At 46.3% G+C, this 24,864-nt stretch carries 10 protein-coding genes; 1 reads left to right on the forward strand and 9 read right to left on the reverse strand.

Annotated elements, in window-relative coordinates; genetic code table 11:
• Positions 1 to 32 precede the first annotated feature (32 nt).
• The 4 genes from SWOO_RS07210 to SWOO_RS07225 all read right to left on the reverse strand — a co-directional run bounded on the left by SWOO_RS07210 (position 33) and on the right by SWOO_RS07225 (position 3,231).
• A complete protein-coding gene (locus SWOO_RS07210) occupies positions 33 to 1,115 on the reverse strand; it encodes a multicopper oxidase domain-containing protein (RefSeq protein ID WP_012324052.1) in 1,083 nt (360 codons plus the stop codon).
• Positions 1,105 to 1,476 carry a c-type cytochrome gene (locus tag SWOO_RS07215; protein ID WP_012324053.1) on the reverse strand — a complete coding sequence of 124 codons (372 nt, stop codon included), beginning with the start codon at positions 1,474 to 1,476 and terminating at the stop codon, positions 1,105 to 1,107. Before SWOO_RS07215 ends, SWOO_RS07210 begins: the two co-directional genes overlap by 11 nt.
• Positions 1,473 to 2,174 carry a cytochrome c family protein gene (locus SWOO_RS07220; protein ID WP_041417531.1) on the reverse strand — a complete coding sequence of 234 codons (702 nt, stop codon included), beginning with the start codon at positions 2,172 to 2,174 and terminating at the stop codon, positions 1,473 to 1,475. The genes SWOO_RS07215 and SWOO_RS07220 overlap by 4 nt, the downstream gene beginning before the upstream one ends.
• 112 nt (positions 2,175 to 2,286) lie before the next feature.
• Positions 2,287 to 3,231: a multicopper oxidase domain-containing protein gene (locus tag SWOO_RS07225; RefSeq protein WP_012324055.1), complete on the reverse strand. Its 945-nt coding sequence runs from the start codon at positions 3,229 to 3,231 to the stop codon at positions 2,287 to 2,289.
• A gap of 899 nt (positions 3,232 to 4,130) precedes the next feature.
• On the opposite strand from SWOO_RS07225, the gene SWOO_RS07235 reads away from it, so the two are divergent.
• The gene (locus tag SWOO_RS07235; RefSeq protein ID WP_012324057.1) at positions 4,131 to 4,937 is read left to right on the forward strand and encodes a substrate-binding periplasmic protein; all 807 of its coding nucleotides are present in this window, start codon (positions 4,131 to 4,133) and stop codon (positions 4,935 to 4,937) included.
• Between the two features lie 168 nt (positions 4,938 to 5,105).
• Here SWOO_RS07235 and pfaD read toward each other — a convergent pair whose 3' ends face one another.
• From pfaD to SWOO_RS07260, 5 genes are all read right to left on the reverse strand, one after another.
• On the reverse strand, positions 5,106 to 6,743 hold the full coding sequence (pfaD, locus tag SWOO_RS07240) for an eicosapentaenoate synthase subunit PfaD (protein ID WP_012324058.1): 1,638 nt from the start codon (positions 6,741 to 6,743) through the stop codon (positions 5,106 to 5,108).
• 369 nt (positions 6,744 to 7,112) lie between these two features.
• Complete coding sequence (gene pfaC / locus SWOO_RS07245; protein ID WP_012324059.1) at positions 7,113 to 12,968, reverse strand: eicosapentaenoate synthase subunit PfaC; 5,856 nt, start codon at positions 12,966 to 12,968, stop codon at positions 7,113 to 7,115.
• Positions 12,968 to 15,238, reverse strand: a complete 2,271-nt coding sequence (locus tag SWOO_RS07250) for a PfaB family protein (protein WP_012324060.1) — start codon at positions 15,236 to 15,238, stop codon at positions 12,968 to 12,970. Before SWOO_RS07250 ends, pfaC begins: the two co-directional genes overlap by 1 nt.
• On the reverse strand, positions 15,238 to 23,490 hold the full coding sequence (locus SWOO_RS07255; protein WP_012324061.1) for a type I polyketide synthase: 8,253 nt from the start codon (positions 23,488 to 23,490) through the stop codon (positions 15,238 to 15,240). Before SWOO_RS07255 ends, SWOO_RS07250 begins: the two co-directional genes overlap by 1 nt.
• The gene (locus SWOO_RS07260) at positions 23,490 to 24,356 is read right to left on the reverse strand and encodes a transcriptional regulator (RefSeq protein ID WP_012324062.1); all 867 of its coding nucleotides are present in this window, start codon (positions 24,354 to 24,356) and stop codon (positions 23,490 to 23,492) included. The genes SWOO_RS07255 and SWOO_RS07260 overlap by 1 nt, the downstream gene beginning before the upstream one ends.
• Positions 24,357 to 24,864 lie beyond the last annotated feature (508 nt).

The raw sequence follows: 24,864 nt of genomic DNA on the forward strand, positions 1-24,864 counted from the left end.
TGCTTAAAACATAGTGATTATAGCTAACTTTTTTACTCCTCTTTGCTGGCACTCTTTTTACGTTTTCTTTTTTTCTTGGTGCGATCCGATTTAGGTGCAGTTGCTTTGAAGATACTGATGTTATGGAGCCCTGAGCCTTTCTTCATGGTTTCGCTCATATAGAAGTCAGCTTGATACTTTTTATCTTTCCATTTATACCAATCTTCGGTTTCAACGCCCTCATATTCGATGATTGTCACTGCCCCACCAGGCATTTTCCCTGCATTAGAGGTATGTCGCTCTATATGATCATGATTAATCCAAATACCTGGGTTATTCATTTTTACTATCACATCAACCCGTCCACCAGAGGGGACATAGACAACATCCGCCCAATAGGGACTGTCTAGTGGTAAGCCATCTTTATGGGTCACTAATACATCATGACCATGCAGATGGTAAGCTGTCTCAATGGTAGCGGCATAGAGCCTGATCCTGAGCACATCTCCCTCTTTTACTCGTAATGGCTGAGTGCTAGGAAATGACTTACCGTTTATTGAGAAATAATCATTGAGCTCTTGTGGATGACCGCCTTTTCCATATTCCATAGCAACTTCAGAGTTCCAACCAGATACCATCATGATCGCTTCTTTGGTGACAGTTTTTTCAATGTCGGTTGGATCTTTAGGGTCGATAATCATAGGCCCCCACATTCCTCTTAAACCGACATGTTCAGGCACATTCACATGGCAGTGATACCAGAGACTACCGGGCCTATCGACGATAAAGTCATAGACAAATGATTCCCCTGGTTCTATTGCTTTTTGGGTCACACCGGGAACACCATCCATCTTCCAGCTGTTGGTCTGTAATGTGCCATGCCAGTGGACAGTATGAGCCAATGTAGAGTTGTTATGCACGGTAATTTTTAACCTATCTCCCTCTTTAGCGCGGATTAATGGACCTGGAACTTGGCCATTAAAAGCCCACACCTTATTTGAAAATCCGGGAGTGACTTCAGCCACCATTTCATCAATTGTCATCTCAAACTCTAATGTCTGTGCAGCGACAATCTGACTGAAAAGCAGTAATGAAGATAAAATCCAAACTTTATAGGGTATTAAATTAATTCTCATCACTTAACTCCTCTTTCTGGCAACAAAGCGTTCTAACATAAACCACAAGCTCATTAATCTCCTCATCCGTCATATTGGCATCCCAATTCGGCATTAAATTCGACTTACTGACTGCCTTGCCTCCTTTTTTGATTGCGATAAAGATGTCTTCATCGGTGCGTGAGATCATCTCCTTAGTGTCAGTGTGATCTTTAGGTAATACATCCATTGTTGCCGCATTGACTCCCCAACCGTCGCCCTCTTTTCCATGACATTGAGTGCAATATGCTTGATATAACAGCTCTCCTTTTGTTGATTCTGCAGCCAACTGGCCACTTAGAGCTAGGCTTAGGAGAAGTAAAATACAGTGAAAGGTTCTCATTCTGGTTGCTCCGTTATCAGGTTGAGGTAGTTCAATAACTTTTCGATAGAACTCTCATTTAAATGGCGGTTAGGCATGAGTGTTTTAGGATCCCACTTTTCTGGATAGCGAATGTAGGATGAGATGAAGGCCGGTTGTAGGCGGTTCATTGAGCTGTATAGTTCAGGGGCTGAAACACCACCATAGCCATCTTCACTCTGATGGCATGAACCACAGCCTTTAAATTTGTGAAAGTCTTTCTCACCTAGTGCCCGATTTGCTTTGCCTAAGGTGACACTTTCTAGTGCGATAAGATCTGACTTGGGGGTCTGAGCCATTAAATATTCAGTGAGTTGTTTTGCTTGAACTGCATTAACGGCAATATGCTCAGTCAATTTACTCTCATCGATAGCATCACCATCTTCAGTCACAATGACATTGTCTAAAAAGAAGTGACCACCGGGACGAAGACGCTTTGGGTTAACTAACCAATTCTCTAGCCAGTCTGGATTAAACTTATTGCCTGCGTAAAACAGTGTTGGCGCTCTCTCTTTTAGTCGTTGTGAAAGAGTGATATTGCTATTGTCTGAGATAGAGTGACAAGCTGCACAGGCCTCTTCATAAAGGTTTTTCCCTTCCTCTTGGGCACTTACTAAGGTACTAAACGAAAAGGGTATTAGTATCAAAATAGTGTTTAAAAATAGTGTCTGTATTTTCATGTTTTTTTCTACGTCGATAGGGCATACATGCCCTATGAATACGATTAAGTTATTCATTAATAGAGTTTAAAAATGTGGCAAGTAATGAGGTCGTTATTCTGCTGGAAAAGGGCTAGTTAATGACTAAATTAGTGCCTTTACCCATTTTAGGATCTGCGTCTGGCTTGTTCATTAGGACAGTGATTGCGCCATTTAATGCAGACTTCATTCGATGATCAACAAGGGCATTATTTGTTGGGCGATCGCTAGGGCTAACGATGTCGGCGATAATCGCATGAGCAGGGGCAACATCAATGGTTTGAATACCATGCCGAATGTTTTTCGGGTGACCGTTATCCCAGACTTTATCCCAAATACCCGCAATAGGATGAAAAGCTGCATTTTCATTTATTTTAGCGTTAGCAAAATAGATACGTACCCGTTCACCAGGTTTAGATTCAAGTACTTGTGTCGCATTTTGGTCATGTACAGGGTCGTAATGAAACTGTTTTCCATTAATTAACACACCTTTCCATTTTTCGTTATTGGTGATCTCTGTTGGAGTGGCATTATTTTCAAATAGGTCGCCTTCAACAATGACATATTCGCGATCAGGTTTCGGAAAATCCTCTGTGTAGCCCTCCTTGGGATCTACAATAATAACGCCATACATTCCTCTAGATATATGCTCTGACATGGATTCAGAACCACAATGGTAGATAAATACCCCAGGGTACTTGGCTTCAAATTTAAAATCTTTTCGTTTGCCTGGGCGCACACTTTCAAATTCATCTAACACATCGACTATAGCCGCGTGAAAGTCCATAGAGTGGGATTGTTTATTGCTCTTTTTATTGAGTAATGAAAAGTCAACAATATCGCCCTCAGTGACGCGCACAACGGGGCCCGGAATGGTGCCACCGTAGGTCCACATATTGTGTTTAGTTCCTGCATTATCGACTAACATCTCTTTTTCAATCACAGGGATCTCAACTGTGATGACTTTTGCATTAGATGCGTAGCTACTTAACAAAGCTAAAGAGATAAATATTCCATATGCAATTTTTGATACTTTCATTTCTACTCCTAATTATTTTGGTTTGATTTTTAATTCAATAATAACTAGAGCATGATTTGTGCCAGATGGTTTTTATTTTCTTTCCCGCATTGGAATAAGGTTTCTATCTGTTGGGTTTCTTATTTTTTAGTGTTTAATGTCATGTTGACTTTGTTATTTTGATACCTTGTATGTCATTCTGACATTGATTTAATTAGATTGGAGGGGCTGAGTTGGTCGTAGCAATACTCAATGAACATCATTAAATATAAAAATACTGTCATAATGAAAGCTAGTTTTTCTCTTGTGGGTAGCTGCTTGTATTTCTTTGATGTTTTTGTTGTGGCTAAGATGAATAGTACTAGTGAACCAATGTAGAAGAGTAAAGAGAAAGCGACTTCTGTTCCTAAAAGCTCTCCTGCTAACCTGAATAAGATATAGATGATTACTAATCCTTGACTCTCTTTTATTAATGTCTGGCTGAGCGGTGATAACAGAGGTGATGAGCTTAATTTGTTGGTACAGAAACAATAAAATAAAGTCGTGCTTACAAGTAATAGTAAAGGTATTGATTTGTTTGGGGCTAAATATGATATTGTCAACAAGTAACTCGCCATAATGGCATTGGATATATTTGCTTCACTCTTAGTTATTTTCTTTATTTTACTCTTCAACATGATTATTAATGTTTCCACGAAAACTCCAGAATAATTTGTAGCCATAGATTGCAATAGAGCAAAAGTCACGCCAAACCTTAATTGATAATGCAATTTCAACTAAGATGATTCTGAATCAGGTGTACAAGCAAATAGCATAATTATCGCTCTTTTTTCATTTCTAAACTAAACTTGAACTGTCACTTTTTTTAGAGGTGATAACTTTTTATTCGAACGTAGGATTTTGATAAATTGGACTTTTCGATGAAAAATATTCAGCTGATTATCTATGTTTTTATCTCACTTTTTATCCCATCTTGGCTCTTAGCTGCTGAAATAGGGGTGGAGGTCTATGCTGATGATTCCTATCCTCCCTACTCATATATCGAGAATGGTGAGCTTAAGGGGATCTACACCGAGATCCTTCAAAAGGCATTCTCAAGGATGGAGGGATATAAGGTTAAGATTAAGCCTGTACCTTGGAAGCGTGGCTTATCATATATCGAGAATGGTAAAGGGTTTGCTATCTATCCTCCCTACCATAGAACCAAAGAGAGGCCCTATATGTGGCCCTACTCAATTCCCATCTTGGATGAGAGGGTGATTGTTGTTTGCCGTGCTGAAGTATTAACCCGCTCTATCAGGCCTATCTGGCCCGATGATTACTTTGGTTTAGTGATTGGTAACAATGCTGGTTTCTCATCTGGCGGAGATAGATTCTGGGAAGCGGTGAAAGATGGCAAGATCACAGTCAATGAAGCCAATGGCAATGAGAAAAATATCATGATGTTGGGTCTAGGCAGAACCGATTGTTATATGAATGATAGGATCTCAATCCTGTGGGAGCTGAAACAGCTGAAAGCCAATGGGATGTATGATGAAGGTGGTAAGCATGCCAGATTAATGGAGGGCGCAACCATCAGTATTGAGCAAGGTTTTCTCGCCTTTACTGCCACTGGCGCTGATAAGTTTCCTCACATGGATGACTTTATCTTAAAATTTAATACCGTTATCTACGCCATGAGACGAAGCGGTGAACTGCAGAAGATCCTTGATGATTTTGTAAGGTGATACCAATTTAAAAGAAAGGGGGGTTTGGTTTGTACCTTTGCTTAAAAACAAAAGACACCGCAGGATTGATGACATCGCGCGGTGGCTTTCTTTTCACTATTACTTATCGCTGACAGCTTAAAGCTACTCTTTCTATAAGCCGCTCAAGGCTGTCTCTTTATAAGAAGCTTAAGCCATTCTCTGACTTGGTTTCCAGCGCAGTAGCTGTGTTGGCAGTTTAACCCCTTGGGAAGTGAGAGTATTAACACGGTTCAGGTAAGCTGCGCCATACATCAAGTGCTTAGCGACATCGACGGCATTACGGTCTTGATAGTTATCTAAGTAGCTACCTTTAGCCCACTGATTAAAGGCGCCCAGTGCTGGACCTGCCCAGATCTGGTAATCCATCTCTCGACCCGCTTCACCTGAGTTTGACCAGCGACTAGAAAGCCCTAAATACCAGCGGAAAATCAGTGCCATCTTACGCTTAGGGTTGCCCTCGGCGCGCTCAATCTGCTTAGGATCGCGCTCGTTAAAGTGGGCTACTGTGCCTGCCCAGATCTCATCAAGGCTTGAGCGAAATACCTGCTTCTCCAGCTTTTCACGCTCATCAGACGGGATCGCTTCGATAGACTCATAGCGGGTGTAGATCTCATAGAGCTTGTTAGCGCGCATCGGAAACAGGGTTCCACGTTTAACCACTTGCAGTTTTACGCCCATCTCGAACATATCTGCTGCTGGAGCCATGGTGACATCGGCCATCTCAGTCGTTGCCAGTAGTTTACGGGTATGTTCACTGGCGCCTGCTTCAACACAAGCCTGATTGACAGAGCCTGTAACTATGTAGGCTGCGCCCATATTGAATGTGGCTAATGCGGCGTCAGGTGTACCAACCCCGCCACCACAACCAACACGTATTGGCGTTTCATACTGGTACTTAGCTTGGATCTCATCTTTGAGAGCCAAAATAGTGGGCAGTAGAGTAACCAAAGGACGGTTATCGGTATGGCCGCCTGAATCTGCCTCGGCTGTAATATCGTCGGCCATAGGCACAAGCTGGGCAAGTTCCATCTGCTCAGCTGTGATAGAGCCATCATCCACAAGCTTTTGTAGCATCTTGACTGGCGCTGGCATCATGAACTTTTCAGCCACTTCGGTGCGGCTCACCTTAGCAATCACCTTGTTACCGACAACCACATTACCCTGTACGTCACGGCTTAGGCCCGCTGCTCGGTAGTAGACTATTTGGGGGGTAAGTCCTAAGAAAGCGGATGCTTCAACGGTGCGAACCTTATGTTTAATAAATAGCTCGACGCTACCGCGTTCTAGCGCTGGCTCACTTGGGCTATGGATAAGGTTGAACATGTAAGGCCCGTTTGGTAGCGCCTTTTGAATGCGATTTATGGCTGCTTCAACGCGGCTTGGGATAAGGCCTGCTGCGCCAAATGAGCAAAGAATACCTGCTTGACCTAGGGCAATAACCAGCTCTTCAGATGAGATACCGTTCGCCATTGCACCTGCGTAGTAAGCGTACTTAACACCGTGGACGCGGCGGAAGTTACTGTCACCTAAACTTTCGGTACCAAGTGCAGGAGCAAAAGCACTGACCGGCTGGTTACCGTTGGCTGCTTGCGTAGAGGAACCTTCAGAGACGACATGGGCTTCTTGAGCTATCCCAATCCCTTTTTCACTGTGGTTAACGACAAAGCAGCCACGACTGAAGTCTTTCAGCTGCTGCTCCATCACATTCACATCAAAGTTAATCTTACTATCTGCTACAGCCCACGGCCATGGAGAGAGTTGTTCACTAGTTGTCGTAGGATTCATTCTTGACCCTTAATAATTTATTTCCCCGTCACCCTAGACGCTACAGTTTTATTGTCGGCGCTTGTCGTTACCATCATGTATAAAGCATACACTCAGGTCTCTCCAAACTTGACGGCTTCACTGTAACGCCTATGGTTTAGGGGATATTTAAGTTAGAGGTTTTAAGTCTCAAACTTTTTTGTTATTTTTAGTTCAGTGAGTAGCGTTAATTGCTACTCACTCTTTTCTTAATTTTGTATATCAGTAAAACTTTTAATGGTTGAGAGCGCTGCTAGTTCGTCTTGATTCTAGGAGAAGGCGCGCAGCCTATGACTATAGGTGAGCACCTTCGACAACGAAGCGTGGCGACAATAGCAAGTTAATCAGCCATTAAAGAGCTTCTTCGATGGAGATTGCGATATCAAAAACTTCGTAAATACGCAGCCCATCTTTACTTAGACTCGCATTACCTGTGATCACCTTCTTGCCATTTTCATCTTTGACCGAGGTGATGCTGACATCCATCGACATCTGCTTATTCAGTGGGTTGATCTGACCGCGATACTTCCACTTGATGTTCGATAATATTTGACCAAACTTTGGATTGTTAAATCCAGCGCCCAAGTCTTTACTGATGGCGTAAGCTTGCATGGTTTCGATAATTGCTTCAACACCTAAAGAGCCTGGCATTACCGGATCTTGGTGGAAGTGGAACTGGAAGAACCAGTCACTAGGGTCGATAGTGCGCTCAGCGTACAGGTAGCCTAATCCTTCAGTGCCGCCATTATCGACAATCTCAACCGAGTCGATAAAGTTCAGTTGACCACCTGCAAGACGGTAGTGTGGTTTACCCGCTGGGGCTGTGAAATGACGACCACTCTTATCGAGTAGGTTAACTTTAGTGTCTGCTGCAATTCCTTTAGCGACGTGCCAAGGTTGTGTCACTTTACCGTTATCAAGGCCAAGTTGATCTTTAAGCGCATCACCTTTGAAGTAACCAAATACTGCAGTGCCTCGATAGAATGGCTCACCATCTGTGCTTAGCTCGAAGCTAAAGCTTTGGATAATGTTGGTGCCAGCCATAACGGTTGACAGTAGACGTGAGTCATTCTTGATAGTTTTACCACGCAGATCGACTTCGCGTAGTAGCTCACCGCTACCGTCTAAATTACGGAAGAACAGCTCAAGACCTGGGAAGCCAAGTGTGGTCCCCATGTAACCTGAGATGAAACCGTTTGGTTGCAGGGATATCTCCATCAAAATAGAGTAGGGCATCACAGCATGGTGACTATTTTTATCAAAGTACCAGGCATCGGTTGGCACTTCATATTCAGCGATACATGAAGATGGCTTCTTAAAGTCGCCGCGCTTGCCGTTGACTTCGATAACGCGTGTGGTGACCTGCAGATCGCCACAGGGAGTACGTGGTGGGATCATGCCGCGGTAGATTGAGAACTCAGGTCCGAAACAGTTTTCGATGTTACCTGTAGCAAACTCAAACATGTGATACGGCGTAAATGGCACGGTATCGGGTACACGGTTCGGGTAATCCGGTGTGATTGGCGCTTCAACGTGTGAAATCGGGATCACGCCCTTGTTTGGCGCTTTAGTCAGATCTGGAATTTGGGCCATTAATGGCGCGTTCGCTGATGCTGGCTGGTAAGCTTTAGGAGAAGAGCTCGCTGCGTGAGCCGACTCTTTATTAAGAGACGCTAGCGGATAGCGAGTACACTCATCTTCCTCTTTTATCATCACACCTAAGTTTTGGAAGTCCACTACTGGCTTGCCATTTAGGATGATATCGATATTTGCCTTAGCGTATGGACGTGGGCTAAAGCCTATTTCCGTCACTTCCATACGGTAGGTTAGCGTGCCTGATTGCGGCAGTACCTGTCCGCGACAACGGACCTGCTGTGATGCATTTTCAAGTGGCTGGAAGCGTCCATTTTTGGTTTGAGTGTGCATGCCTAAATGCAACATAAAGAACTGCAACAACTGGCCACAGCCTTCAGCCATTAATGAGCCAGCCATCACTTGGTCGCCCTGGAAATGACATGGGAAGTACCAGTGATCTGGTTCTAACTGCTTATGACCTTCGATTAGTCCAAGTCCCCATGTGCCGCCATTACGCTCAACCTTGCTGACCTGCTCAATCATCAGGAACTTTTCTGATGCGAAACACAGTGATGGTTGGGCTGGGCCTGCATGACTTGCACCGAAACAGCCTTCGATATCAGCCGTTAGCAGTTTATGGATGTCACCATAGCTAAAGCTAGTTTTAGGGCAATCTAAAATCGGGTTAAAGGTCTTCTTCACCGCTAAGCTGCGGGCTTTAATCTCATCTTCGGTGCGGATAACACCTTTACCGTCGGCAAGCTCCTCATCGGTGAAGAAGCCAGCACAGCCACCATCCATCTTAAGGATCATGGTATCGCCAACAAAACACTCATATGAGAAGAAGAACAGCAAGGTGTCGCCGTTGCGGGCGTAGTTGTTGATCTTAATATCATAACGCAGTGTATCGCCGCCACGTGGCAGATCGCCTAGGAAGGTGAGGGTACAATCTAATAGGCGGTAAACGCGCTCGCCCTTGTTCTCAAAATCGATACCTAGATAGCTGATGAGCATCAAGTCACACTGACCCGATTCAACCGCAACAGCCCACGGGATCTGGCCATCAACCAAGTAAGGAGCATCCAGAGGGATGTCATACTCAGTGGTCATTGAGCATTTTTTAAATTCGTTCATGGTCGCATCTAACTTAGTGACGCGAGACACCAGTAGGTAATCTGTGGTCGGTAGACGTACCCGGCGTGAGTAGCTGTCGATGATGGCGTAATCTGAGCCAAATACATTGGCGATATCACCTTCAGCGTATTCAACGAGATCGGCATAATTCCAGATACAGGGCTTAAGCTCAGGCGTCGGCGCAGTGTATGGCGGCACGTTAGCGTGATCAGGTTTGAGTTCACTCTCTTGAGGTAAAGAGTGAGCAGCCACAGGCGATTTTTTAGCGAGTGTATTGGCGTATGAAACTGGTGCCGGTATTGCTGTGCTAGCTACCTGCTCTTGTCCAGTGACTTGAGCAAGTTGCTGCTTTAACAGCGCATCAGCCACTTTCATGCCGGCTGAGCGACTCTTTAAAAATGCTTGGTGAGCTTGTTGGGTCAGCTGCTGGTTTTGCTGAAAAGCGCTTAAGTCACCCGCAGAAACATCGAGAGTTTTGCTTGGCGCTTGTGCTGTTATTGTTTTAGCTTGAGACGTCATAGGGTTACCTAATACTGGAGTAGGGTTCACTGAGGCGGCTTTTTCCTGCGTAGGCTCAGTAACTTGCTGTAATGCTGTGCGTGTAACCAAAGGCTTTTTGTATTTCACCACAGATGAAGTACTGCTCATGGCTAACTTATCTTGTATCGAGGCTAAGCTTGCTAGTGGAGCCTGTAGGATATGTTGATAGATATCTCGGCCCCCTAAAGTGACCTGCTTCAATAGCTGGTGCTTAGCATCCGATTTAAGTTCATGACTTAATCGATTAGTAAGGGCACTGTTTTCACTTGCCGTTTGGCTGATTAACAGCTGCGATATTTGAGCTTCACTGCTATTGGCGACCAAAAGGCTACCAGCTTGCTGCTTCTGGGACTGATTCTGAGTAGAGAGGTTAAGCAGGCCATGAAGTAGACTCGCCATTCCTGCTGCGGCAAAGCTATGACCCACACGCTCATCTGCACTTGTGATAATGGCGTTAGGGAACAGATCTGTAACAGGGGTATTTCGATGACTACCTGGTGCAATACTGGTTTCAACGACTTTGACTGTGTTGATATCTGCGCCAGCTTGAGTCAGCAAGTTATCGGTAACCAGATTGGCTTGTGTGGCGTTGCCAAAGGCTAGCGAATTGATAGTGCCGTATGATTTTTCTGGTTTAGCATCATTAGCTACAAGCACGATTGCACCTGCACCTTCACCAACATTCCAGCTTCCACTTTCTTGAGCGGTAGAGTGTTGGGCCGCAGTTGCGTCGATAGAGACAGGTTCAACACTGTTTTTCAGTATCACCTGCTCAAAGCTACCAGAGAGGTCCACTGCTGCAATAACAACGGCATCTAAAGCTTCACTTACCATCATATTTTGCGCGACATCGATACAGCGACTTACCGATTGCTCTGCGGCTGAGATGGTAAATGCCGGGCCATGGAAGTCCCACAAAGATGCGATTCGCGAAGCCATGATATTGCCGATAAAGCTGGTGTACTGGTTGAGCTTCGCCGCATCGAGCACGCTATCCATGGTGATAGCTTCTAATGCTTGATACTCATCTTCATCCAAGGTGACGCCAACAGCGGCTAGGCTCTCTTTAAGTTGAGTATGCAGGTTAACGCGGCCGCGGAATTGATGCAGTTCAAGCTCGGTTTCCATGGCAACTAACACTGCCACTTTCTGGCCCGGCTCTAGTTTGGCATCTCGTATCGCTTCATCGGTGACCTTCATCAGCATGAGCTGCTGTGAGATGAGACGGTCATCTTCATTTGGTGGCAGTTTAAAGCGTAGGAAATCAAGCTCAAAACTGTCGACATAGGCTCCTTTGGGAGCCGCGCTTAAACCAAATTCAGCTAATAGCTCTGAGTGTTGCTCTAGCCCTTTCCAGCGCTTTTTCGGCAAGGTGATAAAGCCATTGCTGTTTGAGGTAATCGCACTGTTAAGCTGATTAATACTGTTTAGGGGACCAAAGTGAGATGCAAGACCTGTGATCTTCATCGGCTGTGGTGTCACGGTTGGCTGAGTCTGCTTGACTGCGCCTGTAGCTTGAGCGCCAGCTGCGTCTTTTGGAGGTAAATAGCTCTCTAATAACAGGTGAGCGTTACAGCCTCCGAAACCAAATACAGAAACGCCAGCGTGACGTTGAGCATTGCCTGTTTTAGCTGGCCAAGGTTGTACTTGATTTGGCAAGGTTGATGAGCCAAACAGATGATTAGGCGAGGATATCGCATCGCTAATATTGATACTTGGCGGCAGTGCACCCTCTTTCATGGCGAAAATCATCTTCATGATCCCCGGCATGCCCGCAGCGGTTAACAGGTGGCCTAAGTTCGATTTAGCTGAGCCTATCAGCGGCGCCTGATTGCCAGCGAGCTTACCTTCAAAGAAGGTCTCCATTGAGGTAAGCTCTATTTTATCACCCAGTGGAGTCCCCGTTGCGTGACACTCAATGACCTCGATATCTTTAGGCTCAATGTCGCTGGCGGCATAGGCTCGCTCAAACGCTTTAACCTGCCCTTTAGGGTTAGGGCTTAGTACAAACTGCCCCTTACCATCGTTAGATAAGCCAACACCACTCACGACCGCATAGATATTATCATCATCACGCTCGGCATCATCTAAACGCTTTAGCACGAGTACGCCAGCACCTTCGCCAGCAAATAGCCCTTTGCTGTTACCATCAAAGGGGACAGAGATACCGTGATCTGGGTAGGCGTGAAAGATGGAGAAACCCATGTTAATAAAGAAGGGATCAGCCCCTGAGACTGCGCCTGCTAGCATCACATCGGCTTTGCCTGCACTTAAGTAGTCACAAGCAAGTTTCAGTGAGTAGACTGAGCTTGCACAAGCTGCATCGAGACTGAGCTGTGCGCCGCCTAAACCTAGCGCGTCTGCCACCACTTTTGAAGCGTTGTGGGCGATGGCGCCGTTAGCGTTATCTAAGGTGGCCTCACCTTGTGCTCGGCTCGTGTGGGCATTGGTTGGGTTTAGCTTAAAAGCACTTGCTCCGAGCTTATCTTGCAACGCCTTCTCAACGGCGCTGTGATAGATAGGCAGAAACAGATCGTTCGAGCGAGTCGTAGGAAACGACAGCGCTCCCATGATGATACCTGTGCGCGCTAACGAAGCGCTACCTAAGTTAATGCCCGCATCCTGGAGTGCTTTTCGGCTGGTATCAAGCGCCCAAAGAAAGCTGTCATCTAACCCTGTTAAGCTTTCACTTGGAAGTTGATAGCCTGTTGCATCGAAGTGGAAGTTTTCGATGTAGCCGCCTTTATCACAATAAAAACGGTCAGATTGTCCCTGAACACCTTGGTAGTCGCAGCTGTTAGCCCCGAGCTTTTTATTGGTTAAGGTGGTTCGTGAGTCTCGTTTATCTAGCAGGTTTTGCCAAAACTCACCTGGTGTCTTAGCATCCGGGTAGAGTGTGGCAAGGCCGACAATGGCAATCTTGCTCTGTTTAGTGCTGTTTGAGTTTGAAGAAGACATTAGACTTCTCCTTGTAAAGTTAGATTCGACATCTGTTTACTCTTGAGCTGAACCGTGTGTGTAGCCTGTAGTTGTGACAGGGCTATCTCACGATTTAATCCATTGATCAAAGGCGCGACAGTAAGAGGTACTCGGTGACTGATGAGTTGGCCTAATGCCTTAAGTAGGGTGGTGATATCATCACCGCCTTTGGCATTAACTGGCACCGTGCTGCAAGGGTAGTCAGTAGACTCACTCCCGCATTGACGATCCTGTTTAGCGATTTTGTCGATAAGGGTGCAGTTTTGTCTATCTGCGCCAAGTTCGACAAACAGCTTAGCGCCTTGCTTTTGTGCACTATGAATAAGGGCTGTAAAGTCTAAGGTATTGCAGAAGGTATCGGCGATGGAGCGGGCGACAACCTGAGAGTCTATTTTACCTTGAGCATTAGATACAGTGCTATCAGCCGATGCTGCACTGATAAACTTGATATCAATAGGCAGTGAATCTTGCAGAGGCTGATTGTAGAACTGCTCTACATTGCCATGCTCCTCCATCGCTGGAGCTGTGTGCATTGCCGTGACGCGGTTTGCAGCAATGCCTCGTTTTTTCAACTTAGCGAGCAGCTCTCGACACTGAGTCTCACAACCAGCAATCACACAGGTATCACCCTGAATAATGGCGAGGTAAGCGTGGGGGAACTCAGGTAATAGCGCTTCAATGGGCGCTGCTGGCGATCGAACAACAAAGCTGTTCCAGACAATATCTGCATCGTTATTATCAAGCTGCCAAGCCTTACGAACCGCTGTTAGTTTGCCTGAGATCGCGCTGGTAAATAGCGGGTCAGTTTTGGTTTTTTCAATCAAGGTATGTGGCTCTTTCCACACGCCAAGACTGGCCCACATCGACGCCTCACCCATGGAGTAACCTAAGGCAAAGTTGGGTGTGATAGTAAACTCTTTAACCAGCAGTTGAGTCAGTAGGTAGCTGCTACCTACACCAGCAATAGCCAGATCACCTAAGGCCATGGCTGGTGCCACTTTTGGGTCTAAGTGATAGATGCTGTCGGCTTGGAACATAGACTTCAAGTCTCCCTCACGCTCAAGTTGAGCGTAGAGTGACGGGAAGTATCCATGCAATTCACTGAACATATCGCTATAAACCGTCCTCACTCCAGGGTAGACAAAGGCAAGGCCATTTTGAGCCGGTGCCCCTAAAGGCTTAGCGGTAAAGTAGCTACCTGCTGGCGTACGATACTGACCATTCTCACTTATTACACTTGGTAGTTTCTCAGCCATGGCATCAAGCTCTTGAAGCATGGCTTCAACTGACGTTGCTTGTAGTGCGATAACCAGTTCGTAGTTTGTGCTTGCTTCGAAGGCAAGCAGGTTATCACGCATCAAATTAAGTAGCGATTCAGGAGTTGAGGCTGCTAGCAACTGAGTTCTCAGCGCGCCTAGTGAATTAATGAGTTCCACTTGGCTATTTGCTGAGACAACAAGTTGTAACCGCTTAGTATTGATAATCGATTTTGGTGCGGTAAAGCCTGTGCCTTGGGAGAGCACGAAGCTGATGCAGCTCTGATTGTTAACGCATTCGCTTGGGCTGTGGGCACTATTATCATCGCTGTGGGCACTGTCGCTTTGCCCCTTGACGCTATTTGTTAGGTTAATGGCCACCACGCGTGCTTGATGGTGGCTGGTAAACCAGTAGTGGCTATTGGCCTGTTTAGGACCGATTGACTGTGGATCTCTATGGTGTGTGCGAGAAGCAAGATCTTGGATGAGCTTACATACCGCATCAAACTGCTCAGTGCTATTAAGCTCTGGCAGATCAAAGCGCTTGCTGACGCTGTCAGGTTTGCGCTTTGCTTGGTTTAGGGCCTTAGCCATAGAGGTTGATGGATCTAAGTGCTCTTGTATCTGCATCGCAGCAAGCTGCGCATGGGGGTGAATTCGATTTTGCGCCGCCTTGAGTGCATGCATCATCAACAGTGAGCTAGATGGCGTTGAGATCTGTACTATCTTACCTTGCTCTATCGATTCGATAGTGGCTGTTAAGTTCGCTTCAAAATCATCGACCTTGATAGAGACAAGCTCTGTTGTCTCTAGCAATTTTGAGCTGTATAGCTCAGGCATTAACACACAAAGTTGTTCAGCCTGCTCAGATGCAGCATCTACACTCTTGCTTAAATCTAGTGAGGCAGGCAGCACCAAGAGTGCGATGCGCAGGGGCATCTCACTCTTGATAACTTGCTCACTGACGCTCGCGTTAGCTGTCAGCTGGTCCATTAAGACTTTTCTCCACTAATGCGGTTCGCAGTGCTGTTTTCATTCAAAAAAGCACTATTGAGGTTTTTACTGATGGTGACTTTCGCCCCTTTCATCATGGCGCTAAGCTCACCATTTTCATGGTATAGCGCGACATTAGCCTCAAGTGAACGAGCACTTGTTTTGACAACTTCAAGTGTTAGCACTGCTTTGTCACCAAATGCCAGCGGCTTATTTGAGACAAACTCGCCGATAGTAGAAGGTAAGCTTGCCGCACCGTATTTAATCCTTGCCCATACCAGCATCGCCTGCAGCAGTAGATCTTCTGCAAATGGCTGACTACCACCGATATGCTGCGTGGCAACAAACTGGCCGCAATCACTGTCATCGACTTGTGGTAACTGACAACTAGCCAGCAGCCCCGCATCATCAAAGTTAAAGACCTGCTTTATGCCCTGCAGACGTGGCCCATGGAATAGGGTGCCATTGCTGTAGAGCTCTGCGCTATCCGTAATGGCTTCACCAGTTAAATCGATAGACTTAGTGGCAAAGGTCTCATTAGATACGGCAAGTGTGGCCTTGTACTGCGGACGACCTTGACTGCTGATTAATGCAGCAATTTGGTTGTTGTCAGTAGGCGTCAACTCAAGGGTTATCTCTTGAGCATTACTGCTGTCGAAGATGATCCCCTTAAGCAGTTTATAGTCGAGTACTTTGACTTGAGCACCAAGCACCTTGCTTGCAGCTTCTCGCATCCACTGTATTGCACATACTGTGGGGAGCACTGGATTACCGCTAATGCGGTGGTCTTGGATGAAGACCATGTCATTAGGGTTTAATGCTCTAGTTAGAGAGACTGGTGCTAGCGGGTGTGATGCATAAAACACCTCACCCGCATTAAGCTTTTTTACAGAAGCGTCCTTCTTTGAAGCATCGTCGCCACCTTGCATAGAGGTACCGATAAGCAGCTGAGCGCCGGTCTCACTGAGCAGTTGGGTGGCAAATAGCTCCGCCCCTGCCTTTAGTGGGATAACGTACACGCCACGTTCGGTAAACATCTTCTTAAGTGCGTCTGTCACCATGCCGCCATCCCAAGGGCCCCAGTTAAAGCTCATTACCTTAGCTTGTGGGTTACGTGCAGTGAACTGCAGTGCTGCCTTGTTGAGGATGTCGTTAGACATAGCGTAATCGCTCTGGCCTGTGTTGCCGTAGAAACCAGCAGCAGATGAGAACATCGCCAGCAGTTTCACCTTGCTTGAATCAAGTGCAGCAAGCAGGGCTTTAAGGCCGTTAACTTTAGTGCCGTATACGCGAGCAAGCTCTTCGATTGTTTTATCTTGAATATGCTTATCGGCAAGCACGCCAGCACCATGGATAAGGCCAGTTATCTCGCTTGAGCGTCCATTTAATGCTTTTGTAATTGCGGCGGTGTCGGTCACATCCATGCTGACATATTCAGCACTTGCGCCAACCTCTGCAAAAGCATTCAGGGCTGTGTTGATCTCAATAGAGCTCTTAACAGTCCAAACTAACGCTTCAACCTGTTTAGGGGTTGGCTTGCTGCCTGTAGAGATAATATGCGCAATCGCTGCGGGCTTTAGCTCGCTTATTTGCTTACCCGTTGCCCAAGTTGGAATAGCTTGAAGTTCACTACGACCTGCTAGGATAAAGTGTGACTGAGTACGCTTAGCAAGGGCTAGGGCACATTCAAAGGTCACACCTTTTGCACCACCCGTCACTAGGATTTTATCAATAGAGTTAAGCTCTGCTTTGGCAGTTTTGTTACTTGCCTCTCCCGCAACTAAGGTGCAGCGACTCACGTTGCCCTTGTTATCAATAGATAAACCGACTTCAGGAAGCCCTGTAACGCTATCGAATAACTCAGCTGTGATAGCATCGGCAAGATGGGTTGCATCTAGGCTTGTTGCAATGTCGAGTGCACGGCAGAAGACGCTTGGCCACTCATGGCTCAGTGTCTTAGTTAAACCTGCAAGTGCAGCTTGGTTTAGCTCTGCATTTTCTAGTGCTCTCGCGTCTAAGTAACCAAAACCACCGTCGATACGACTAACCGTGATAAAGCTACGACGCTTATCACTTGATGTTGTTAACTTTGGCTGTAGCAACTTAGCCCAAAGGAAGGCTTGGCTAACATGAGTGTAGCTGTCATCGCTAAGGTTGACTGCGTTATTAACGCTGTTGCTATCAGCTTCAGGTTGTAGATGGATAAACCCACCAATTTGACCTAGTTGCTGCTCAATTTGAGCAATAATAGCGCTGATACCTGTTTCATCAAGGCTTGTTGCTTGAAAGCTTGCAACATCACTGTTAAGTGGTGATTGTGCCGCACCCTTAGGTAAACGCACAACGGCAACCTTAAGGCCTTGTTTAGTTAGTTTCTCTGCGAGTACGCCTGCGTTGTGACCATCATCGTTAATCACTACGGTTGCGTCTGCGGCGAAACAGTTGTTGATTTGATCCGCCGCTTTAAGCTTTTTTAGCGCTACCTCACTGTGAGGAGGCAGTTCTAGTGAAGAGGTAATTGTCTCTGCTACTGACTTTACAGCACCTGATACAGCAGCACCTACTGTAGATCGTGAGCCTTCAGCGTCTGTTGTAGAGAGTTTGCTGTTCATGTAGCTTACGATTTCGCCCAGTGTACGACACTCAGCAAGATCTTCTGGATTTAGCTCAGGAAGGCCTGGAAGCTCATCTTGAACAGTACCTAGAATTTCAACACGCTTGATTGAGTCGATACCTAGGTCTGCTTCCATATCCATGCTAAGTTCTAGCATCTCAGTTGGGTAGCCAGTCTTCTCAGCAACCACAGACATCATAGTGCCTTGCACTTGATCTGCACTTAACGCAGTAGAGAGCGAGCCCTCAGCGGCTTTTAAAGGTGAAGAGTCAGTAGTGCTTGTTGCTGTTGCTTGAGAACCAACAGATGGTAGTTTCGAATTCATGTAGCTTACGATTTCGCCCAGTGTACGACACTCAGCAAGATCTTCTGGGTTTAGTTCAGGCAAGCCTGGAAGCTCATCTTGAACAGTACCTAAAATCTCAACACGCTTGATAGAGTCGATACCAAGGTCTGCTTCCATATCCATGCTAAGTTCTAGCATCTCAGTTGGGTAGCCAGTCTTATCGGCAACCACTGACATCATAGTGGCTTGGACCTTCTCTGCAGAAAGAGCCGCGCTCAGGGCTGTTTCCGCAGAGAGTCCGCTGGTAGCTGGCGCTGCAGCGGCACTTGTATTAGCCCCTACAGAAGGCAACTTGCTATTCATATAAGTCACGATTTCACCCAGAGTACGACACTCGGCAAGATCTTCTGGGTTTAGTTCAGGCAGGTCTGGAAGCTCATCTTGAACAGTACCTAAAATCTCAACACGCTTGATAGAGTCGATACCAAGGTCTGCTTCCATATCCATGCTAAGTTCTAGCATCTCAGTAGGGTAGCCAGTTTTCTCGGCTACAACAGACATCATAGTGCTTTGTACTGTCTCGGCGCTCAGGGTTGTTTCCGCAGAGAGTCCGCTGGTAGCTGGCGCTGCAGCGGCACTTGTATTAGTCCCTACAGAAGGCAACTTGCTATTCATATAAGTCACGATTTCGCCCAGTGTACGACACTCAGCAAGATCTTCTGGATTTAGCTCTGGTAGACCAGGTAGTTCATCTTGAACTGTACCCAAGATCTCAACACGCTTGATAGAGTCGATACCCAGGTCGGCTTCCATATCCATCTCAAGCTCTAGCATCTCAGTTGGGTAACCAGTTTTCTCGGCTACAACAGACATCATAGTGCCTTGTACTTGATCTGCACTTAAACCTGTAGAGAGTGAGCCCTCAGCGGCTTTTAAAGGTGAAGAGTCAGTAGTGCTTGTTGCTGAACCAACAGATGGTAGTTTCGAATTCATGTAGCTTACGATCTCACCCAGTGTACGACACTCGGCTAGATCTTCAGGGCTTAGCTCGGGCAGGCCAGGTAGCTCATCTTGAACCGTACCCAAGATCTCAACACGCTTGATAGAATCGATACCAAGGTCGGCTTCCATATCCATCTCAAGCTCTAACATCTCAGTTGGGTAGCCAGTTTTCTCGGCAACTACAGACATCATAGTGCTTTGTACTTTTTCCGCACTTAAACCTGTAGAGAGTGAGCCCTCAGCGGCTTTTAAAGTTGAAGAGTCAGTAGTGCTTGTTGCTGTTGCTTGAGAACCAACAGATGGTAGTTTCGAATTCATGTAGCTTACGATTTCACCCAGTGTACGGCACTCGGCTAGATCTTCAGGGCTTAGCTCTGGCAGATCTGGTAGTTCATCTTGAACCGTACCTAAGATCTCAACACGCTTGATAGAGTCGATACCAAGGTCGGCTTCCATATCCATCTCAAGCTCTAACATCTCAGTTGGATAACCAGTTTTTTCGGCAACCACTTCAAGCATGGTCGCTTGGACTTTTTGTGCGGAGAGTGAGCCTTCAGCGGCTTTTAAAGGTGGAGAGTCAGCGGCGCTTGTATTAGATGTAGCGACAGGCTCAACTCTGCTTTCTACTTTTGCTGCTTGAGCAACAGTGACTGCTTGCACAGGTGTTATGGCTGGAGCTACTTGAACTACAGGTGCGGCCATTGGAGCTGGAGTTGCCACTTTCGCAGGAGCAGCTTGAACTGGTGCACTAACAATAGGAGCCACGGTGCTTGGTGCTGCTTGGATGACAGCTGGTTGAGCAATAGGAGCGACTTGAACTGGTGCTGGCGTGCCATTGAGTAAATTAAGCGCTGCGATATTGCTACCAGCTTGCATCTCAAGAAATTGAGTGTGGCTTTGCAGTGTTTGAGCTTGAAGCTGGTGGAACTGCTCCATTGAGCGTTGTAGGCTCTCTGGAATGGCAACTCCAGAACCTGCAAGCTTCGTCTGCTCTGTCATCAAGGTCGTGAAGGTCTCGCCATATTGCTGCGGGATCTCAAGGAACTGTTGATGAAGCTCTGCTGCTTGCTGCTGGGCTGCAAAGAAGCTAGTAAGCGCATCGCTGCTAACATTTAGAACCGCTGAAGGCTCGGTATTAAAGGCTGGTTTGTTTTGAGACACTACTTGACTCTCTTGAACAGAATGGGTTATCACAGGGTTTGCTTGAGCTGTTGATACTTCAACAATTTTCTCAACGACTGTTGGGACTTCTACAATTTTTTCCACTTCAACGATCTTTTCAACTTCGACTACTTTTTCAACAACCTTCTCTTCAACGATAGTTGAGCTAGTGACTGCACCAGTGTGGAGAGATTTTTCCATCTTAGCGCGGGTTGATTTGCTGATATGGTTAACCGCATTAAGGGAGATGCTCATTGGAGAGCGTTTCTCTGGCGCAGCAATATCAGCTTGGTATGGATCGATATTATCGAGTTTGATACCAGCAACGGCTAACTGGACGGCGGCTTGCTTAAGTTGAAGATCGCTATCGCCTTTAGGGCTTGGGTTGATAGAGATAGCACACAGCTCATTCATTCTGTCAGCAAGTGTACCTTGTACCAACTTCTGCAATATGTTCTTAGGTCCAAACTCAACAAAGATACGTGCACCGTCTTTGTACATCGCTTCTAACTCTGCGGTAAAGCGTACCGATTGAAGCATATGTTTCTTGAACGAGGCCTTAATCTTAGCGCCTGTATTGGCATAAAGTTCACCAGTGGCGTTTGAATATAGTGCGCGAGTCGGCTTGCTGAATTTTGCGCCGTCGATAGCTTTAGCAAAAGGGGCTTGAGCATGACCCACAAGCTCAGTATGGAAGGCACCCGATACTGGCAAGTTGATCGCCTTATAACCAAGTTCACTAAGGGCTTTAGCGGCTTCGCCAGTTGATGAGGTTGGGCCTGCAATGACAGATTGTGTCGGCGCATTGTAGTTAGCCACTTTTACGCCATCGAACTTAGCGATAGTCGCTTCAACTGACTCTAGATCGGCAGCAGATTTGGTAATGATGGCGAACATGGCACCAGCGTCGGCCTCAACGCCATTTTTAGCCGGAGCTTTGGTTGCCATGGCATCACCACGGGCAAAGGCTAGCTTGTAGTAGTCATCCGTTGAGATAGCGCCAGATGCACAAAGTGCGCTTAGTTCACCAAAGCTGTGTCCCGCTACCATATCGGCATTAAAGCCTGCGGCTGTGAACAGCTCGTACTGACCCATTGAGATGGCACCGATAGCACTTTGTGCATTAGCGGTGTTGGTCAAAATGGCTTCTTGGGCTTTAAGGTCATCTTTATTAAAGACAGGCTTTGGGTAAAGTGTCTGTGAAAGCGGCGTTTTATCGTTAGCAGCGAAGACTTTATCGGCGGCTACAAATTGCTGACGCATCTCAGGGTAGTAACAAGCTAGATCTCGGCCCATATTAAGATATTGAGAACCTTGACCAGCAAATAGTGCCGCGACTTTACCTGTTACAGCGTTTGCACGATAGCTAGTGCCACCTGGAAGCTGGAAGCCTTCTTGAGCGGCAAGAGTATCTGTAGCAAGTTTAGCAATTGCTTGCTTGATCTGTGTTGCTAGCTCTTCGGCTGTATTAGCAACTAAACCGATACGCGGAGCGTTGGCATCTAGTTCACGTAGACCGTAATCTTGTGCAGCAGTGGCGATGATAAACTCATCGGTTGTTGCTGCAGTCGCTAACTTATTTAACTCAGCGATAAGTGCATCTTTTGAGGATGCACTGATTAAGAAGCTTTGAGCCACTTGGCGCTGACGGTATTTAGCTTTTTCGCTATCTAGGCGACTGTGTTCATTATTGTACTCTTCCAACACGAAGTGGAAGTTAGTGCCACCGAAACCAAAGGAGCTGATACCTGCGCGGCGGGGGGTGCCGTCAACACGTGGTAACCAAGGGCGTGTTTCAGTGTTGAGATAAAATGGCGAGTTTTCAATATCAAGTTTAGGGCTAGGCTGACTGACATTGATGGTTGCCGGCAGAACCTTATGGTGCAGTGCAAGGGCGGCTTTAATCAAACCCGCAGTACCAGCGGTTGATTTAGTGTGACCAATTTGAGACTTAACTGAGCCAAGGGCAATATGCTGTTTAGTGTCGTTGCCATTAGCAAATACAGAACAAAGGCCTGCAAACTCGGCTGCATCACCAGCGGCAGTACCTGTACCATGGGCTTCGATTAAGCCTAATGTGTGCGGCGCAAAACCTGCATCATCATAGGCGCGGTTGAGCGCTTTAGCTTGACCTTCAGGACGTGGAGCGTAGATGGACTTAAACTTACCATCGGATGATGAGCCTATGCCTTTAATGACTGAGTAGATACGATCGCCATCGCGCTCGGCATCTTCAAGACGCTTAAGGGCAATCATGCCGATCCCTTCACCAATCATCATGCCTTTTGAGTCGATATCAAATGGCTGAATAGTTTCATTAGTGGTAAAGGCTGGTGTCTTTGAGAAACTCATGTACATGGACGGTGAGTTATCGGTACACACACCACCTGTGATCATCATCTCTGAGCGACCTTCGGTCAGCTCGGTTAACGCCATGCGCATCGCAGCAAGAGAGCCTGCACAGGCTGCATCGACCACGCAGTTCATACCACCTAAATCGAAGCGGTTGGCGATACGACCCGAAATAACGTTACCCAGTGAACCTGGGAATGAGTTCTCCTCCCAGTGTACATATTGATCTTGGAACTTTTTGATAAGCATCGCGCTGTCTTCGTCGCTAATGCCGCTGTTAGCAAAGACTTTCTTTAGTACAGGGTACTGCAGGCGCGCGGTTAGGCTGTGGCTGATCTTCTGACCACCACCCACACCCAGTGTGATGCCTATCTTGTCTCTGTCATAGCCCTCTGGCAGATTCGCATCGGCCAAGACCTCTTTTGCCACGATCAGTGATAGCAGCTGTGATGAATCGGTTAGCTCAAGGATATTTGGCGGCAGGCCAAACTCCATTGGATTGAAGTCAACATCTGGAAGGAAACCACCACGCTTACAGTAACTCTTATCTGGGGTGCTCTTATTCGCATCATAATACTCTTCAGGCTGCCAGTGAGTGGAGGGCAGCTCAGTGATCGCATCGATTTTTTCGCTGATAAGATCCCAGAACTTGTTTAGGTAGCGGGAGTTAGCAAAGATACTGGCCATGCCGACGATGGCGATAGGCATATCTTTAAGGCGTTTATTAAGACGCTTATCAGCTTGGGGATCTTGATTCATTTCAGCTGTATTTGTCGAGGATGCTTTTGCTGATTTTTTATCAGCTAATGGCTTTGAGGGTTTAGAGGTCTGGCTCATTATGAGTCTCCACTGGGTGCCTGAGATTCAGGCGTCTTGTTGTTAGTCTCAACGTTTTCTGTGACAGTGCCATGACTAAGCTTGGCGCCAGGAAAGCGTTGTAAAAAAGTGTGGTAGTTGCGAACGAGCAACTTACGCAGATGAAACGGCCCATGCTTTAATACATTGGCGATATATCGGTTTGTGGCTTGAGTATTGCCATCTTTGTAGATATCTAGATATATCCAGTCACTGTCAGGATCGACACCGAGCAGGATTGAATAGGATTCTTCGTCACTCAGCTGAGGTGGGATGGTCAGAGAGACCACCTGTACAACATTGTCGCTATCAGTGTTAGGTAGCGCTAAGGTCTCGGCGAGTGTTTCGTAGTGTAGTGTATAGGTTTCGATATCACTGCCTTGAGTGATCGGCAGTTGATTAAAGTAACGTTGCGGTACATGGGGACTTTCAATGCCATTGATACGGGAAACACCATAGCGTTTGAGGCAGCGTGCTAAACCAGATCTAGAGACATTGGGGTTAATAAACTTTTGGGTGACCACCAATAATCTATCTAGAGGGATCTTTAACTGGTATCTCAATCCGACCACAACATACTCTTGCAGTGGTGTGAGGGTGGTATTGAGATGATGGGGAGTATTGGATGTATCGGCTACTGAATCACGCTTTCGCCACTTGCGCACAGTCGCTTCGCTAATGTTGAGCACTTTAGCGAGCTGGGACACTGTAAGATCCGATCCTTGGATAAATCGACGCATCTCTGGTGTAGTGGTGGCATTTCGGTGCCTAGTCTCTGTTGCGCACTGCGTACGCTTATCCGAATTTATCTGCTCCGGATTTTTGTTCACACTATCTTGCTCTGCCATCGGTTTAGCGGGTATCCATGAACAATCTACTGGGACTTACTACGACTTTATGACTAGATAATATCTGCAGAATATCCATTTTATCGTAATTTATCAGTATTTTTTGGCTAATGGTTGAGCAGACTACCTGACCTTAAGTGACAACACAATCACCTGGGACTTAATAATTCCTCTTCCGACCAGTTTGAGCTTACACGTGTTTATTTATGTGTGATAGATGTTTCATTTTTACCAGCTGGAATAAAACATCATTAAGGTCAAATAACACTCAGGTATACAAGTCGACACTTTAAGTTAACAAGCGCGTTAACTATATTAATCAGCACCGCTAAAACACTCTGAGTAGCTCAACTTCTTATACTGATTGATATTGCTCACGTCTGTTTAGCAAAGGGGGGAGGGGCAGATATAGTTAGCATCAGGTGGTGAACGGGGTTAGCGCAGCAAGTTAAAATTATCGTTAAGCTGAGGTTACCTCTAATTTCCATCTAGATTCACCTGATCTTAA

The sequence above is a fragment of the Shewanella woodyi ATCC 51908 genome (assembly GCF_000019525.1).
Lineage (GTDB): Bacteria > Pseudomonadota > Gammaproteobacteria > Enterobacterales > Shewanellaceae > Shewanella > Shewanella woodyi.